Source organism: Echinicola sp. 20G (genome assembly GCF_015533855.1).
GTDB lineage: Bacteria > Bacteroidota > Bacteroidia > Cytophagales > Cyclobacteriaceae > Echinicola.
On the sequence record NZ_AP024154.1, the window covers coordinates 1,988,025 to 2,001,754 of the forward strand.

The following is a 13,730-nucleotide window of genomic DNA, read 5'->3' on the forward strand; positions in this document are numbered from 1 at the left end:
TTACTTGTTAAGGTTCCTTTTGATTTCTGCTAATATTCTGTCTCCACCGGATTGGATCACTTTTTCTGCCAGCATTTTGCCAAGCTCTTCAGCTTTTTCAGCAGCGCCAGAAATACTGTGCTGTATTCTTTCTTGGCCGTCTAGGCTTACAATGCCACCGTTGAGGGAAATTGTCCCATTTTGATAGTTGGCCAAGCAGAAGACAGGAATGCTGCATCCACCTTCCAATACTTTTAGATAGCTGCGTTCTGCAACCAACCTATACCCTGTCTCTTGATGGTGGGTGGCTGCAATGATAAGTTTTTTAAGGTCGCTGTCCAGTCTGTGCGAAGCTTCTACTGCTATGCTTCCCTGACCTACCGCAGGGGTAAATTCATCCAGAGAAAGTTCATGACGGATCATGTCATCATACCCCATTCTATGCGCTCCAGCATAGGCCAAAAGTAAGGCATCACAAACTCCGGATTCCATTTTTTTAATACGGGTCTGTAGGTTGCCCCTTACTTCTACGGTTTGGATATGGGGATAGAAATGCTTCAACGTGGCAACTCTCCTAGTAGAAGAAGTGCCCAGTAATAAAGGTTTTTCCGGGTTTTTATAATCAATGTCAGTTTTGTGGCTGAGAATAATGTCATTTACTTTTTCACGCTCCGTAAAAGAGATTAACTCAAAACCTTCAGGTAAACTGGAAGGCATGTCTTTGGCGCTGTGAACAGCAATATCCACTTCGCCAGATGCTAACTGGTCTTCCAATTCTTCAGTGAAAACCCCTTTGCTTCCGATTTTTGAAATGGAGACATCGAGAATTTTGTCTCCTTTGGTTTCTATCGTGACAATTTCTGTTTGAAGTCCTTTTTCCTTAAGCAGGTCTGCAATGTGATAAGCTTGATACAGGGCAAGTTTGCTACCTCTGGTTCCTATTTTGATAGGCTGCATTATTCTTTGATTTTTCTTTTAGTTGTTTTTTTGTTGGCGGAAGCTTCGATGAATTCAACGATTTTTCCTGCAATATTGATTCCTGTGGCCTTTTCAATGCCTTCCAGTCCGGGAGAACTGTTGACTTCTAGGATCAAAGGGCCCCGGGCAGATTGGAGCATGTCCACTCCAGCTACTGTCAATCCCAAGGCTTTTGCTGCGCCCAATGCTGCTTTTCTTTCTGCTGCTGAAAGCTTGATGACTGTGGCTTTTCCTCCTCTGTGAAGATTGGACCTGAATTCGCCTTCCTCTCCCTGTCGTTTCATGGCACCAACTACTCTTCCGTTGACCACAAAAGCCCGGATGTCGGCTCCTTTCGCTTCTTTGATGAATTCCTGGACAATAACCCTTGCCTTCAACCCATGGAATGCCTCGATTACAGATTGACCTGCTTTTCTGGTTTCTGCCAAAACAACCCCTAGGCCTTGGGTGCCTTCCAGCAATTTGATGATCAAAGGTGCTCCACCAACTTGGTCAATCAATTGTTTTTCGCCCCCTTTAGAGAAATTGGTAAAGGCTGTTTTGGGCATCCCTAAACCTTCTCTTGAAAGAATTTGTAGGCTTCGAAGTTTATCTCGGCTTCTCACAATGGCTTGAGATTCCACGGCAGAGAAAGTGCCCATAAGCTCAAACTGACGGACTACAGCCGTACCATAAAAGGTGACTGATGCTCCGATTCTTGGGATAATGGCTTGTATGTTGGATAACTTTTCTCCTTTGTAGAAGATGGAAGGTCCTTCTTGCTCAATCACCAAATCGCATAGTGAATGGTCAATGACCAAGGCTTCATGCCCAGCGGCCTCGATGGCTTCTTTTAGTCTCCTTGTAGAGTATAAATTTGGGTTTCTTGATAATACGGCTATTCTCATTTCTGTGAGGCTTTTGATTTTTTGGATAGGTTGGCTTCATCGACATCTACGATAAACCGGCCTTTAAGCATTTTTCTGCCCAATAAAATGGCATTTCGCATTTTAGAACGGTCCGACAAGGTAAATTCCGTCTCGAACTCCTCATCAAACATCACCACTTTGGTAGTGATTTTATACCTTAATTCAGCTCCTCCAAAAGAGTTTTTGACTTTTTTGAGACTATATCTATTTGTCCTAAAGGTAGTGTCTTTAAAAAGGCGGTGTTTTGGAGAAAGCAATTTGAATTCCAGGACTTCTTCACCATCAATTACTTTTTCTTCCATCCATTCACAATGAATGGCATTGGTGTAGGCACCGGTGTCCACTTTAGCGGAAATCATGAACAAGTCCCATTCTGGAAGGCTTATTTTTTCTCTTCTACCAATAACATGTTTTTTCATGCAGGTTCTTTTCGTCTTAGAACTTTGGCCATGTCAAAAGAAAGGTCGGCAAACAGAATTTTCGCATTTGCATTTCTTTCTAAATGATAATGGGCCGTGTTGAGCAATTGATAAATACTCATGATCTTGTCTTCCGTCATGGCATTGAGGCTGAAATTCTCAATAAACTCCCTGTCAGAAGGGGCTGTTCTCATGAGATTCTCCAGTTGGCTTCTCTTCAAAAGGCTCTCGCGTAAAATGTTCAAACCAGTGAGGAAAAGCGCTTTTTGCCCTTCTTTGTCAATAGTCTGGAAGTTGTCTGACCAAGACATAATATTGTTAATGTCTAAAGTAAAGCAAATTCGCATCCAATCGCGAAATTTTGCTGTGTTTTCATCGACTACTTGGTCAGCCAATCGGTAAGCTTCACGCATATTTCCATTGGCCAATGGAGCAATTTGCAGGGCTGCTTCTCTGGAGCTTAAGCCCTCTGATATAATATGGTCTTTAATTTCATCATCTGTAAAAGCCCTAACCAATACTTTTTGGGTTCTGGAAAGGATGGTTGTCAGCAATTGCTCAGGTTGATGGGCTACCATCAGGAACAATGTCTTTTCTGGCGGCTCTTCCAGTACTTTCAATAAAGCATTGGCAGCGGCAGTGTGCATTAATTCCGGCATCCAAACCAAAATGGTTTTGTAGCCTCCCTCGAAGGATTTTAGTGATACGGTCTGGATGATTTTTTTTGCAGCCGCTTTGGAAATATTGAGTTGTTTCTTTTCGAAACCATTGTGATAGATCCAGTCTTGGAGATTTCCATACGGCTTGTTCAACACAAAGTCTCTCCAGGGGGCAAGGATGTCTGTTTTTTTGCTGTTTCCATCATCATCTTCTTTGACCAAGCTGCCGGGCACGGGAAAAGTAAAATTCAAGTCAGGATGAATGAGCTTTGCCATTTTTTGACAGGAGCTACAAGTGCCACAGGCATCCTGATCACCTTTGTTTTCGCAATTGACATATGTGGCCAAAGCCAAAGCCATTTTTAAATTGGCAGCCCCTTCAGGTCCGTGAAATAGCAAGGCATGGGCCAGGTGATTGTTGTTGATGGCCTGGATTAGTTTTTCTTTAGTTTCCTGTAAGCCCGGTATGGATGAAAATAGCATTGGTTAGTTTTTGCTTAGACTTTTTTATCCCAAATACGATAAGCTTGGGTCATTTCAAATACCCTTTGGAGGATTGATTCTTCTTGCTGATCAAATGTGAGCCCTCTTCTCTCCATGACTTTGCTGGCGGTATCTTCAAACTTCCTGAACTGGAAAGTGGAGAAGCCTGCAGCCCCGCCCCATGCAAAGGAAGGGACAAAGTTACGTGGAAAGCCATCTCCGAATACATTGGCTCCAACACCTATTACGGTGCCCGTATTAAACATGGTGTTGATGCCACACTTGGAGTGGTCACCCATCATTAGCCCGCAAAACTGCAGTCCTGTATTGCTGAAGCCTCCTTTAGTGTAATCCCAGATTTTTACTGGGGCATAATTGTTTTTTAGATTGGATATATTCGTGTCAGCTCCGAAATTACACCATTCGCCAACTACCGTGTTGCCCATAAATCCGTCGTGGCCCTTGTTGCTGTAGCCAAAGATAACCGAATTGGAAACTTCTCCTCCTACTTTGGAGAAAGGGCCAACGGTAGTGTCTCCTCTCATTTTTCCTCCCATACTTACTGCTGATCCCTCACACAATGCAAAAGGTCCCCTGATCAAAGCGCCTTCCTGAACCTGTGCGTTTTTGCCAATATAAATGGGGCCATTTTCAGCATTAAGCACCGCTGCTCTGATTTCAGCTCCTTCTTCCACAAAGACCATCTCAGGGTTATAGACAATAGTGTGTTTGTCATGGATTCCTATAGATTTCCTATTCGCCGTAATCAATACAAAGTCTTTTCTGATCTCCAAAGCATTGTGCTGGAAGATGTGCCAACTACGATGGATCAAGGTGATTTCTCCCTCGTATTGAATTTGCTCAGTTTGTTCTTTGATCTCGTCAATAGAAAAATCATCAGGTTGGTCCACATAAGCAGCCAGTAAATACTGATCTTTGAAAATGGCCTGACCTTTTTTGAGGTTTTTGATGGCAGTGACCAGCCCATGGTCAGGGCAAAGTCCACCGTTGATGAATAATTTGCTTTCTTCAATAAGAGGGAATTTGTCCTTCAGGTAATCCTGGGTGAAAAAACCAGCAGAAGTTTGCAGGTACTTTTCCCATTTTTCTTTGATCTTCAATATCCCCACGCGAATGTCAGCCACGGGGCGCGTAAAAGTAAACGGTAATAACGAACCGCGGAATGCAGGGTCGTCAAATAATGTAATTGGCTCCATGCTACAAAAATAGAAAAGTCTCTCGGAATACAATTTCCAAGAGACTTTTAAAACGCTTTTTTACAGAAAAGTAATTGATTACTTCTTCTTGTATCTTCTGTTGAATTTCTCTACTCGACCAGCAGTGTCCAATAGCATCTTCTTACCAGTGTAGAATGGGTGAGAGTTAGAGCTTACTTCTATTTTGTAAACTGGGTACTCGTTCCCGTCTTCCCAAGTGATAGTCTCGTTAGTTTCGATTGTAGACTTGGTAATGAATTTATATTCACTGGAAGTGTCATAAAAAACAACCTCTCTGTAGTTTGGATGAATGTCTTTTTTCATGGTAATCCCTATTTATATTAAATGTCGCTTTTTCAAATGGAGGCACAAAGTTATCCTTTTTTATAAAAGCGTCCAAATGTTTATCAATGAATTATTTAACCAGAAGGCATTCAATGATCTATTTGTGCCCAAATTTCTGAAAAATCGAGCACTTTATCATTACCTAGTCTGGTTTTTTCTTTTTAAAGGGCTTTCGGTGATGGAAGTATTCAAAATATAATTGGGGGAATATTTTTCAGAAAAAATGTGGATTCAATAATTATTGTTCTAAGTTTTGTGGTTGAAAGGTTATTTTAAGTAAATAAAATTAGCTGATGAAGAAGCTTTTAATGCTGGCACTATTGGGTGTTTTTGTCTCCGGGGCTTTAATGGCTCAAAGTGCGTATATCACTTTTAATCGGGATTATTACCATTTATTGGATAGGTATGAGATATTGAAAGGTGATTTTAATCCGTATTTCCACTCAGGGATTAAGCCATACAGAAGAGATGATGTAGCGCCTTTTTTAACCTCACTAAACAGCGATGGATTAAATAGAGTTGATCAATTTAACTTGCAATACCTCAAAAATGATAATTGGGAGTTTGTGGATGAGGAAACCGATAAATCAAACAATCCTTTGTGGAACACTATATATAGTAAGCCTTCGGATTTTTATTTTCATCGGGATGATGTATTTGATGTTCATGTTAACCCTGTCATTTATTTTCGGGGAGGCTCTGATTCCAATCAAGATGAGATGAATTTCAGAAACACACGGGGGGTTGTGCTTAGGGGAAGTATAGATAGGAAGGTCGGCTTTTATACTTACTTCACTTCCAATGAAGTGATCTTTCCTTCTTGGACCAGTGATTACGCCCGGCACAATGGAGCCGTACCAGGAGAAGGATTTTGGAAGCCATATGGAGATAATGGTTACAGTTATTTTTCTGCAAGAGGATATGTAACAGCGCAGGTGAGCAAACATATTTCTGCACAGATGGGACACGATAAGAATTTTGTAGGAGAAGGTTATCGATCTATGATATTGTCCGACTTTTCAAATGCCTATATGTTTTTTAAGCTGAATACAAGGGTTTGGAAACTTCAGTATACCAATTTATGGGCTCAGATGAATGCTGATGTGTTTTTAAATGGTAACGGACGACCAACAGACGGCAGGTATCCTAAGAAGTGGTTCTCGATGCATCGCTTAGGGATGAACCTTGGAAAGCGCTTTAATCTTGGTGTGTTTGAGTCCGTGATGGCCAATCAAGCTGACTGGTCCTATTACAACCCAGTGATATTTTTCAGATGGGTAGAGCACCAGTTGGGTACTCCAGATCAGGTGATGGTGGGGACGGATTTTAAGTGGAACTTTGCCAAATCCATGCAGCTATATGGGCAGTTTGCCTTAGATGAGTTTGTATTTGGAGAGTTTTTTGGCATTGATGGAAAAAACTCAAGTAGAAACAAACATGGCTTGCAAGTAGGTTATAAGTACATTGAGGTGTTCAATATTCCTCATCTGGATTTACAACTGGAGTATAACCAAGCCCGTCCCTATACTTATCAGGAAAAACAAGAATATCAAGCTTACACCAATTACAGGACGCCTCTTACCAACCCAAGGGGAGCCAACTTCCGTGAAATGATTAGTATCGTAAGGTATCAACCTCTTCCAAAACTTTCCCTTAACTTTACAGGAGTTTATCATTATTATGGAGCTGACCCTGATGAAGAAACCAATATGGGAGGTGATTTGTTGAAAAACAGATTGCAAGGAACAGATGGTTTGGGACTTTATGGGCATACCATAGGTCAAGGTGTGGAGAACAAGATGATGGTGGGGAGTTTAACTGCATCCTATATGCTTAGACATAATTTGTTCTTGGATTTAGGGCACAGTTATCGGCGAAGAACTGCCCAAGATTTAGACAGTCCAGAGGTAACCAACTATTCGCAATTGTCCCTAAGGGTGAATATCGGAAGGGAAGACTACAATTATTAATCATAAAATTTACCTGGTTACAGACCAAATCTGATGAAGACTTATCTCAGAATTTTGGCATATGCACGCCCTTTTAGAAGGTACTTGCCTTTCTATGTCGTCTATGCCCTTTTGGCCATTATTTTCGGCTTGCTGAATTTTACTTTATTGAAACCGCTGTTTGATGTGATCTTTGAGCAGGTGGAGCCTGAGGCTTTACAGCGTTTTGCTGAGAAGCCCGAATTTGCTTTTACGATCGAATATTTCATGCACCTGTTCAATTACTATTTCATTCATGTGTCTGAGGTTTATGGGAAGTTCGGGACTTTGGTCTATGTCTGTATTATTATAGTGGTTTCAGTATTTTTGGCCAACCTATTTACCTATTTGTCCGGTGTAGTCTTAGCCAAAGTAAGGGCGGATGTGATCAAAGGCATGCGAATGCATATTTTTGATCAAGTGAGCGGGATGCATATTGGTTATTTTTCCAATGAGCGAAAAGGCGATCTTATGTCTAAGATGACTAACGACGTGCAAGAAGTGGAAAACAGTGTGGTGCAGTCTCTAAGGGTAGTGTTTAGGGAGCCGGTAACCATCATTCTATATTTTGGGGCATTGTTTTTTATGTCGGTAAAACTCACCCTTTTTACTATCCTAATCATTCCTATATCAGGAGCGATAATAGGAGGCATTACCAAACGATTAAAAAAGAAGGCCATTCAAAGTCAAGAGTCTTTGGGAAGGATTGTCAATATTCTGGATGAAACTATTGGAGGGATGCGTGTTATCAAAGCCTTTGGTGCCAGGGGCTATGTGTACAGTAAGTTCGATGAAGAAACGGATCGATACTCCAATATCAATGTGTCCATGGCCAAAAGGAATGAGTTGGCCTCTCCCATTTCCCAATTTTTAGGGGTATTCGTAGTTGCAGGAATACTTTTATATGGTGGCAGTCTGGTTTTGAACAATGCTTCAGACTTGAGTGCGAGTGAGTTTTTGGCCTATATTATTCTCTTTACGCAAGTGTTGAATCCAGCAAAGGAAATCTCAAGGGCAATGAGCACCATTCAAAGAGGGCTTGCCTCTGCGGAAAGAATCTTCAAAGTAATCGACACCACACCTGAAATTCGGGAGGTAGCTTCTCCAAAGCACCTCAATAATTTTGAGAAAAGCATTGAATTTGATCATGTGTCATTTGGATATGATCAGGAGATGGTCCTTAGAGACATTGATTTTATTTTGGAGAAAGGCAAGACAATTGCATTAGTTGGACCTTCGGGGGGAGGGAAATCCACTATAGCAGATCTGGTGCCCAGGTTTTATGATGCTGTGAAAGGGGCTGTAAAAGTAGACGGAGTAAATATAAAAGAGCTGGGAATAGAAGCTTTAAGAAGTCAGATTGGGATAGTGACCCAAGAGTCCATTCTTTTCAATGATACTGTTTTCAACAATATTGCTTTTGGTTTGGAAGAAGTTTCAAAGGAAGCAGTCGAGGAGGCAGCAAAGATCGCTAATGCACATGAATTTATTGAGCGCCTGGAAAATGGTTATCAGACTAATATTGGAGAAAGAGGAAGCAAGCTTTCTGGAGGTCAGAGACAAAGATTGAGCATTGCCCGGGCTGTGCTTAAAAATCCACCGATTTTGATACTGGATGAAGCAACATCTGCTTTGGATTCGGAGTCAGAGCGCTTGGTTCAAGAGGCTTTGACCAACTTGATGAGCAACCGAACCACCTTGGTGATTGCGCATCGTTTGAGTACGATTCAGCATGCGGACGAAATATTGGTGATCCAACAGGGTGAAATTGTAGAGAGAGGGACCCATGAGTCATTAATAAGTCAAGAAGGATTGTATAAGAAACTTTCCTCAATGCAGTCAGTTTAGTATATTAGGTAGAGAAACTTAACTTTACACATATGAAAAAAGTAACAAGTATATTTCAGCTTTTAGTGGCACTGTTCTTTGCCATAGCGCTGGTGTTTTTTCTGGCGTTTGACAGCGTAAAGAATGGCTTTGGGATAGAGGAGTTGACAGCTGGTAAAGTGGTGGTATGGCTGACGGTAGGCTTTTTACTGTTTTTGGTGACCTGGATGTTCCAGAGTATGTATGCCAATAGTCTTGTAAAAAAAATCAAGAAAATGGAGACAGAAAGCAATGGTTTGAAGGCCAAGCTTTATGATTTGGAGCAAGGTGAGAAAATAACCAAGCCTAAGGTAATAGCGCCTGATCCCGATGAAGAAAAAGATAGTTCGGCCATTAAGCCCAGGCAAAACATCAAATAGTCGGTAGTATTAAGGACTGGTTTAAAATTAGTATATTAGGAAATCTCGACCGGAGATTTCCTTTTTTTATGATGATAGATTTGAGATCAAAATGGTAGCAAAGACTTTTGGAAGTACGGTGTCCGGTGTGGATGCCATACTGATTACAATTGAGGTGAATGTGGGGCAGGGCACGAGTTTTTATATGGTAGGACTGCCAGACAGTGCTGTCAAAGAAAGCCAACAAAGGGTAGAATCAGCACTGAAATATTTCGGATACCGAATGCCACGTCAAAAGGTGGTTATCAATCTGGCGCCAGCAGATATTCGTAAAGAAGGTTCTGCTTATGATTTGCCCATTGCTATGGGGATATTGAAAGCATCGGAACAAGTAGCTTTTCCTGAATTGGAGCAATATGTCATTATGGGGGAGCTGTCTTTGGATGGAAATTTGAGGCCCATTAAAGGTGTATTGCCCATTGCTATTGAGGCTCGTAAAAGAGGCTTTAAAGGAATTATATTGCCCAAAGTTAATGCCGCTGAGGCGTCAATTGTAAATAATCTTGATGTAATAGGGGTGGAGACATTGGAAGAAGCGATTGGTTTTCTGGAGGGTGAAATTGCTATCGAGCCTTTGGTGACAGATACGAGGGATGTTTTTTACAGTTCCTTGGAGGGCTATGCCTTTGATTTTGCAGATGTCCAAGGACAGGAGAATATCAAAAGAGCCATGGAGATAGCAGCAGCTGGAGGGCATAATGTCATTATGATTGGGCCTCCTGGGGCTGGAAAGACGATGCTGGCCAAGCGACTTCCATCGATATTGCCTCCATTGACTTTACAGGAAGCACTTGAAACTACCAAGATTCATTCTGTGGCGGGGAAATTGGGAAGTGAGGCCTCCTTGATAGCCCAAAGGCCTTTTAGATCCCCACATCATACCATCAGTGACGTCGCGTTGGTGGGCGGGGGCGGTAATCCCCAGCCGGGAGAAATTTCACTGTCTCACAATGGCGTTTTGTTTTTGGATGAGTTACCTGAGTTTAAAAGGACAGTTTTGGAGGTGATGCGTCAGCCTTTGGAAGAAAGGAGGGTAACGATCAGTCGAGCGCGTGTTTCGGTGGATTATCCTGCGAATTTCATGCTGATTGCCAGTATGAATCCCTGTCCATGTGGATATTACAATCATCCTGAGAAAGAATGTGTCTGTGGTCCGGGTGTCGTTCAGCGCTATTTGAACAAAGTCAGTGGCCCTTTGTTGGACCGAATAGACTTGCATGTGGAAGTGACACCGGTGAAATTTGATGAGATGACCTCTTCCAGAAAATCAGAAAGTAGCGAGGCCATTAGAGAAAGAGTGGTGACAGGTAGAAATCGCCAAGTAGATCGATTTAAAGATTATAAGGATATTTATTGCAATGCCATGATGCCGTCGCATATGGTCAAGGATGTTTGCTTGATAAATGAAGGAGGAAAGGTCTTATTGAAAACGGCCATGGAACGGCTTGGCTTATCAGCTAGAGCTTATGATAGAATTTTAAAAGTGGCGCGCACAATTGCAGACTTGGCGGATACTGATTCGATTCGAGTGGAGCATTTGGCAGAAGCAATTCAATATAGAAGCTTGGATAGAGAAGGTTGGGCAGGGTGATAGTCAGTGAGATAAGGGGATTTAAAATATAATTATTGCTGTATTAAGTTTAAGTGTAAATAAGACATGTTAAAATTTTTAATTTGAATAATTACATTGAATTATTTTTATGAAATTAATTGTACTTTATTTAGCGACAAGTTTTGTGATTAGAAAAAGTTATGTGTTAATTTGTATCAAAAGTTGTGATCACCCAAAGAATAAAACAATCCAACTTGTACAACACACTTTTTTTAGATTAGTAAAAGTCAGTTAAATCATTAGGCCATTCGCAGAGGCGAATGGCCTTTTGTTTTTTAATCGTTTTAGCCTACTTTATCAAGGGCACTTTCCATATCTTCCAATAAATCATCAAGGTGTTCCAATCCTACTGATACACGGATAAGATTTTGTGGGGTTTTGGTGTCAGGTCCTTCTACAGCAGCTCTTCTTTCCAGTAAACTTTCTACTCCACCAAGGCTTGTTGCGTTGTTGAAGTATCTAAGATTTGATATCACTTTATCGGCATCATCTGGGCCTCCTTTTACCAAAAAAGAAAGGATCCCTCCAAAACCACTCATTTGACTTGACGCAACTTCATGCCCTGGGTGGTTGGTAAGGCCAGGGTAGAATACCCTTTCCACTTGTTTGTGCTGATCCAGAAAAGTAGCTAGAACTCCCGCATGTTCGGCATGTCCTTTCATTCTATAAGCAAGGGTTTTGATACTTCGACAGAGCAAATAGCAATCAAATGGTGAAGGCACAGCCCCCCCGGTTTTTTGAATATTGACAATTTGCTTCCAAAAGCTGTTGTTTTGTTTGGTGATCAAAGCACCTCCCAAGATATCACTGTGTCCACCAAAGTATTTGGTAGAGCTGTGCATGACGATATCAGCGCCCAGTTTTAGTGGGTTTTGGAAAACGGGTGTGGCAAAAGTATTGTCACAGACAGTAATCAAATCATTTTCCTTAGCAAGGGTACAGAGACTTTTGATATCACTTATTTTCAGAAGCGGATTGGAAGGTGTTTCGATCCACAGCAACTTGGTATTGGGCTGGAGGCTCCTTTTGAGATTTTCAATATCGGTAAGGTCAGTAAAGGTCAATTCGAGTTTGTCCTTGAAAACATCCATCAATAATTTTTTCATGCCATGGTACATGTCTGAGGGAGCAATGATATGACTTCCGAGGGGAAGGGCTTGGAAAACGGTCATTCCTGCTGCATTTCCAGAGCTGAAGGCGGCAGCGGCAGCTCCCATCTCCATTTGCGCTAGGAGCTGCTCCAAAGCCATTCTGTTGGGATTATTGGCTCTGGTGTAAATGAGTGAGTCTTCTTGGTGCTCAAAAGTAGTGCTTAGAGTGATGGGTTGGACTACAGGCTTTTGGCTGTCAGTGCTCAAGTTGCCACCATGGATGGCTAAAGTCTCAAATTTCATGTTTGGCTGTTTTGTCTAAAATTAAAGAATTTGGGCCAGAACGATGTAATGCCCTGCTGAATTGGATAAACTAAATCAGGCAGAATAAGTTCACGGATAATTTTTAATAAATTGAATAAGGAAATAATTTTTGTTGCTTTCCAACCTTTATCACCGAAAAAGCCTCTTTAGTATGGAAACCGATTAAAATGAAGTCAATTTTTGAAAAAGATCTTGTTGCTGCTTGTATAAAGCAAGACCGAAAAGCTCAATTTGAGTTGTTTGAGCGGTATAAGGTTGCGCTTTATTCTTCAGTATATAGGATCTTGAATGACGAGGCGGAGGCACATGATGCACTTCAGGAGGCTTTTATTGAGATATTTAAAAGCATAAAAAAGTTTCGTGGAGAAGGGACGCTTGGGGCTTGGATGAAGACCATTGCAGTGAGAAAGGCGATTAATCTGGCCAAGAAGAAAATGTATTTTACTGCTTTGGACCAAGTAGAAATCCAAGCAGGAAAAGGTGTTTTGGATGGTTGGATAGATGGGGAGATGCTGGATCAAGCCATCAGAGACTTGCCAGTGGGCTGTAGGAGTGTTTTTCTATTGGTAGAAGTAGAAGGATATAAGCATGCGGAATGCGGGCAGATGCTTTCTATTTCGGAAAGTACCTCTAAGTCTCAGCTTTTCTACGCCAAAAAATTGCTAAAGGAAAGTTTGACAAAACTCTTGAAAGCATGAGAGGAAAATTTGATTTGCCAGAGCATCTTCCCAATGATGAGCTTTGGGGAGACTTGGAACGGTCCAAGTCATTGGATAGCCAGCTTGCCCGGGAGTTGAAAAATTTGCCTTTGTCAACACCTAAAGGAAACCTTTGGCAAGGCATTGAAGCTGAAATGGATCAGGAAAGTTCCAAAGGATATTACTGGTGGAGTGCTGCCGCAATATTGCTATTGATGAGTTTCGGGTATTTGTTATGGGGGCTTTTAAGGAATGAAACTCCTGTAAATGAAAGGGATTATTTACTAACAAACACCTATTCCAATTTAGACATAGTGATGTCACCACCTAAGATGATAGAAGCAAAAGAGGAAATAGCCGTAAATGAAAAGCCATTCATAACCCAGCACCAAGGTGATTTGAAGAAGGTGAAAGTAGAAGAAGGAGCTTTAGCTTTAGAGGAAGTGGATGTCCCTGAATTGCTGCTTCCTGATTTGGAATCCTTGGTCCCTCAGGTAGCCTCACTTTCTGAGCAAAAGATTGCTGCGAATCAATCATTCCACGAAGTGGCTATTTCCTGGGGGCTGAATGACAAGATAAAAATAAGGACCGCCTTTTCAGACAAAAATGAAGCAGTACAAAATCAAGAAAAGCTCCAGCAGGTGAGGAATTCCTCCGGAAAGCTTGTCTTGAAGCTTTCTAAAACACCATGAAATTGACTCCATTGGTTTCCATCCTAAATAAGTCAATAATCTAAAAAATGAT

The 13,730-nt window shown here is 41.5% G+C and carries 13 protein-coding genes; 6 read left to right on the forward strand and 7 right to left on the reverse strand.

Annotation, left to right across the window (positions count from 1 at the left end):
• The 6 genes from hemC to JL001_RS08610 all read right to left on the reverse strand — a co-directional run bounded on the left by hemC (nucleotide 1) and on the right by JL001_RS08610 (nucleotide 4,967).
• Nucleotides 1-936 carry a hydroxymethylbilane synthase gene (hemC, locus tag JL001_RS08585; RefSeq protein ID WP_200975704.1) on the reverse strand — a complete coding sequence of 312 codons (936 nt, stop codon included), beginning with the start codon at nucleotides 934-936 and terminating at the stop codon, nucleotides 1-3.
• Entirely contained in the window at nucleotides 936-1,844 is a 909-nt protein-coding gene (gene rimK, locus JL001_RS08590; protein ID WP_200975705.1) for a 30S ribosomal protein S6--L-glutamate ligase, read from the reverse strand. The genes hemC and rimK overlap by 1 nt, the downstream gene beginning before the upstream one ends.
• Nucleotides 1,841-2,284: a RimK/LysX family protein gene (locus tag JL001_RS08595; RefSeq protein WP_200975706.1), complete on the reverse strand. Its 444-nt coding sequence runs from the start codon at nucleotides 2,282-2,284 to the stop codon at nucleotides 1,841-1,843. Before JL001_RS08595 ends, rimK begins: the two co-directional genes overlap by 4 nt.
• Nucleotides 2,281-3,426 carry a hypothetical protein gene (locus tag JL001_RS08600; protein ID WP_200975707.1) on the reverse strand — a complete coding sequence of 382 codons (1,146 nt, stop codon included), beginning with the start codon at nucleotides 3,424-3,426 and terminating at the stop codon, nucleotides 2,281-2,283. The genes JL001_RS08595 and JL001_RS08600 overlap by 4 nt, the downstream gene beginning before the upstream one ends.
• 14 nt (nucleotides 3,427-3,440) lie before the next feature.
• A complete protein-coding gene (locus JL001_RS08605) occupies nucleotides 3,441-4,643 on the reverse strand; it encodes a GlmU family protein (RefSeq protein ID WP_200975708.1) in 1,203 nt (400 codons plus the stop codon).
• 78 nt (nucleotides 4,644-4,721) lie between these two features.
• Entirely contained in the window at nucleotides 4,722-4,967 is a 246-nt protein-coding gene (locus JL001_RS08610; RefSeq protein ID WP_186756068.1) for a type B 50S ribosomal protein L31, read from the reverse strand.
• Nucleotides 4,968-5,281: 314 nt separating this feature from the next.
• Between JL001_RS08610 and JL001_RS08615 the strand changes: the two genes are divergently transcribed.
• The 4 genes from JL001_RS08615 (at nucleotide 5,282) to JL001_RS08630 (ending at nucleotide 10,852) form a co-directional block, all read left to right on the forward strand.
• Complete coding sequence (locus tag JL001_RS08615) at nucleotides 5,282-6,958, forward strand: hypothetical protein (RefSeq protein ID WP_200975709.1); 1,677 nt, start codon at nucleotides 5,282-5,284, stop codon at nucleotides 6,956-6,958.
• Between the two features lie 33 nt (nucleotides 6,959-6,991).
• A complete protein-coding gene (locus JL001_RS08620) occupies nucleotides 6,992-8,824 on the forward strand; it encodes an ABC transporter ATP-binding protein (protein WP_200975710.1) in 1,833 nt (610 codons plus the stop codon).
• A 32-nt stretch (nucleotides 8,825-8,856) separates the two neighbouring features.
• On the forward strand, nucleotides 8,857-9,222 hold the full coding sequence (locus tag JL001_RS08625; protein ID WP_200975711.1) for a hypothetical protein: 366 nt from the start codon (nucleotides 8,857-8,859) through the stop codon (nucleotides 9,220-9,222).
• A gap of 91 nt (nucleotides 9,223-9,313) precedes the next feature.
• The gene (locus tag JL001_RS08630; protein WP_200975712.1) at nucleotides 9,314-10,852 is read left to right on the forward strand and encodes a YifB family Mg chelatase-like AAA ATPase; all 1,539 of its coding nucleotides are present in this window, start codon (nucleotides 9,314-9,316) and stop codon (nucleotides 10,850-10,852) included.
• Nucleotides 10,853-11,157: 305 nt separating this feature from the next.
• Here JL001_RS08630 and JL001_RS08635 read toward each other — a convergent pair whose 3' ends face one another.
• Nucleotides 11,158-12,267 carry a PLP-dependent aspartate aminotransferase family protein gene (locus JL001_RS08635; RefSeq protein ID WP_200975713.1) on the reverse strand — a complete coding sequence of 370 codons (1,110 nt, stop codon included), beginning with the start codon at nucleotides 12,265-12,267 and terminating at the stop codon, nucleotides 11,158-11,160.
• A gap of 188 nt (nucleotides 12,268-12,455) precedes the next feature.
• On the opposite strand from JL001_RS08635, the gene JL001_RS08640 reads away from it, so the two are divergent.
• A complete protein-coding gene (locus JL001_RS08640) occupies nucleotides 12,456-12,986 on the forward strand; it encodes an RNA polymerase sigma factor (RefSeq protein ID WP_200975714.1) in 531 nt (176 codons plus the stop codon).
• Nucleotides 12,983-13,678 carry a hypothetical protein gene (locus tag JL001_RS08645; RefSeq protein ID WP_200975715.1) on the forward strand — a complete coding sequence of 232 codons (696 nt, stop codon included), beginning with the start codon at nucleotides 12,983-12,985 and terminating at the stop codon, nucleotides 13,676-13,678. The genes JL001_RS08640 and JL001_RS08645 overlap by 4 nt, the downstream gene beginning before the upstream one ends.
• The last annotated feature ends 52 nt before the right edge of the window (nucleotides 13,679-13,730 follow it).

What these genes read in the sequence shown, in the direction of transcription:
- hemC (WP_200975704.1), bottom strand. Translation starts at nt 936, where the DNA reads ATGCAGCCTATCAAAATAGGAACCAGAGGTAGCAAACTTGCCCTGTAT.
- rimK (WP_200975705.1), bottom strand. Translation starts at nt 1,844, where the DNA reads ATGAGAATAGCCGTATTATCAAGAAACCCAAATTTATACTCTACAAGG.
- JL001_RS08595 (WP_200975706.1), bottom strand. Translation starts at nt 2,284, where the DNA reads ATGAAAAAACATGTTATTGGTAGAAGAGAAAAAATAAGCCTTCCAGAA.
- JL001_RS08600 (WP_200975707.1), bottom strand. Translation starts at nt 3,426, where the DNA reads ATGCTATTTTCATCCATACCGGGCTTACAGGAAACTAAAGAAAAACTA.
- JL001_RS08605 (WP_200975708.1), bottom strand. Translation starts at nt 4,643, where the DNA reads ATGGAGCCAATTACATTATTTGACGACCCTGCATTCCGCGGTTCGTTA.
- JL001_RS08610 (WP_186756068.1), bottom strand. Translation starts at nt 4,967, where the DNA reads ATGAAAAAAGACATTCATCCAAACTACAGAGAGGTTGTTTTTTATGAC.
- JL001_RS08615 (WP_200975709.1), top strand. Translation starts at nt 5,282, where the DNA reads ATGAAGAAGCTTTTAATGCTGGCACTATTGGGTGTTTTTGTCTCCGGG.
- JL001_RS08620 (WP_200975710.1), top strand. Translation starts at nt 6,992, where the DNA reads ATGAAGACTTATCTCAGAATTTTGGCATATGCACGCCCTTTTAGAAGG.
- JL001_RS08625 (WP_200975711.1), top strand. Translation starts at nt 8,857, where the DNA reads ATGAAAAAAGTAACAAGTATATTTCAGCTTTTAGTGGCACTGTTCTTT.
- JL001_RS08630 (WP_200975712.1), top strand. Translation starts at nt 9,314, where the DNA reads ATGGTAGCAAAGACTTTTGGAAGTACGGTGTCCGGTGTGGATGCCATA.
- JL001_RS08635 (WP_200975713.1), bottom strand. Translation starts at nt 12,267, where the DNA reads ATGAAATTTGAGACTTTAGCCATCCATGGTGGCAACTTGAGCACTGAC.
- JL001_RS08640 (WP_200975714.1), top strand. Translation starts at nt 12,456, where the DNA reads ATGAAGTCAATTTTTGAAAAAGATCTTGTTGCTGCTTGTATAAAGCAA.
- JL001_RS08645 (WP_200975715.1), top strand. Translation starts at nt 12,983, where the DNA reads ATGAGAGGAAAATTTGATTTGCCAGAGCATCTTCCCAATGATGAGCTT.